Source organism: Sphingobium sp. HDIP04 (genome assembly GCF_000445085.1).
GTDB lineage: Bacteria > Pseudomonadota > Alphaproteobacteria > Sphingomonadales > Sphingomonadaceae > Sphingobium > Sphingobium indicum.
The window spans coordinates 1-1,674 of record NZ_ATDO01000012.1 but is presented as its reverse complement, the minus strand read 5'-3'; the positions used below and the strand labels follow the sequence as shown (position 1 = coordinate 1,674).

Below are 1,674 nucleotides of genomic sequence, written 5' to 3'. Positions count from 1 at the left end.
GACGCCGGCCACGCCGCCGCCCGCCGCCGATCCCAATGCCGGTCAACCCACGGGCGCCGTGCCCCCGGACACGGGGATGCAACCTGCCCCCGCCGGCGTCCCGCGCGATCCGTCCGCGCCGGTCGGAACATCCGCCAATCCCGCGACCGTCGGCGGCAACATGACGCCGCCGCCGACCGAGCGGAAGGATTATCCGCTATGCAGCAAGACGGTGCAGGATAGCTGCATCAACCGCGGCGAAGCGTCCAAATCCATGCGCAAGCGGCGCTGACGGCGTCGGGGCGGGGCAGGGTGGCGACGACGGTCGCCAAGCCCCGCCCGCGCCCATGCCCTATCTTTCAGCCGGGGCCGGAGCGCGCTTTACCCGGCCTGGTCCGTTGCGCGCAGCAACGTCAGGCGCGCCTTGCCCACATCGCGGATCGCCTCTGCCGCGAAGCCCTTTACGGCCACATCCTCGCGGCGGTCGGTTTCCATGCTAATCCAGGTCGCGGGGCCGGTCCAGCCCAGGCGGCTGAGCTTGTCCAGCGCCACCATGCCCGCGCCGCTCTGATAGGGCGGGTCCATGAAGATGAGGTCCAGCGGCTTGCCCGCCGGACCGATCGACAGGACGCTGCCCTGGCGGATGTCGGGGCGGACGCCCAGCCTGTCGCCATTGGCGCGGATCGCATCCAGCGCGGCGCGGTCCTGCTCCACGAAGACGCAGCTTGCCGCGCCGCGAGAGAGCGCTTCATAGCCAAGCGCGCCCGACCCCGCGAAGAAATCGCCGACGCTCAGCCCCTCGAAGGAGCCGATCCGGCTCAGCAACATGGAAAAGAGCGTTTCGCGGGTGCGATCCGCCGTGGGGCGCGTCGCGTCGCCCTTGGGCGCAACCAGCGGACGGCCGCGCCATTGACCTGCGATGATCCTCATTTCCCGCCCTTCAGCCCCTTGCGGAAGACGACCAGATCGTGCTGCCGCACTTCCTCGACCGCCCCGGACGCCAGTTCGCCCAGATGAAACGGGCCATAGCTGGTGCGGATCAGCCGGTTCACCTGAAGCCCCAGATGTTCCAGCACCCGGCGGACCTCGCGATTCTTGCCTTCGGTCAGCGTCATTTCGATCCACTGGTTGCGGCCGGTGCGCCGTTCCAGATTGGCCTCTATCCGGCCATAGCGTATCCCGTCTATCTCCAGCCCGTCGAACAGATCCTCAAGCTGGTTCTGGCTCACCTCGCCGAAGGCGCGGGCGCGATAGGTGCGCGGCACGCCGGTGGAGGGCAGTTCCATCTGCCGCTTGAACTCTCCATCGGTGGTGAGCAGCAGCAGGCCCTCCGTCGTCATGTCCAGCCGTCCGATCGGCATGACGCGGGGCAGGTCGGCGGGCAGCTTGTCGTAGATGGTCGGGCGGCCGCGGGGATCGCGTTCGGTCGTCAGGAAACCCGACGGCTTGTGAAAGAGGAACAGGCGCGCAGGCGCCGGCGCGGCGACCGGATTGCCGTCGACCGCGACGCCGTGCAGCGAAGAGAGGAGCGTGGCGGGGGTCGACACCGCTTCGCCGTTCAGCGTGATCCGCCCCTCCTCGATCATCCGCTCGACCTCCCGCCGGGATGCGACGCCAGCGCGGGCGAGCAATTTGGCGATGCGCTGCGGCTCGTTCCCGCCGCCGGCTGCTGCGGCGGCGCGGGCGGGATGGGGG

Annotated in this window: 2 protein-coding genes and 1 pseudogene; 1 reads left to right on the top strand and 2 read right to left on the bottom strand. The window is 69.7% G+C overall.

The annotated features are described in order from the left end of the window. Positions 1 to 271: pseudogene (locus L286_RS25310) on the top strand (Fe-S oxidoreductase); the annotation flags it as partial. A gap of 89 nt (positions 272 to 360) precedes the next feature. Here L286_RS25310 and rsmD read toward each other — a convergent pair. Both rsmD and L286_RS25300 read right to left on the bottom strand, forming a co-directional pair. Next, on the bottom strand, positions 361 to 909 hold the full coding sequence (gene rsmD / locus L286_RS25305; RefSeq protein WP_020819294.1) for a 16S rRNA (guanine(966)-N(2))-methyltransferase RsmD: 549 nt from the start codon (positions 907 to 909) through the stop codon (positions 361 to 363). Further along, the coding region (locus tag L286_RS25300; RefSeq protein ID WP_021222903.1) for a pseudouridine synthase at positions 906 to 1,674 on the bottom strand (769 nt) is incomplete at its 5' end. The genes rsmD and L286_RS25300, both read right to left, overlap by 4 nt.

Excerpts from the sequence above, each read along its gene's own strand:
- rsmD (WP_020819294.1), bottom strand. The coding sequence starts at position 909 with ATGAGGATCATCGCAGGTCAATGGCGCGGCCGTCCGCTGGTTGCGCCC.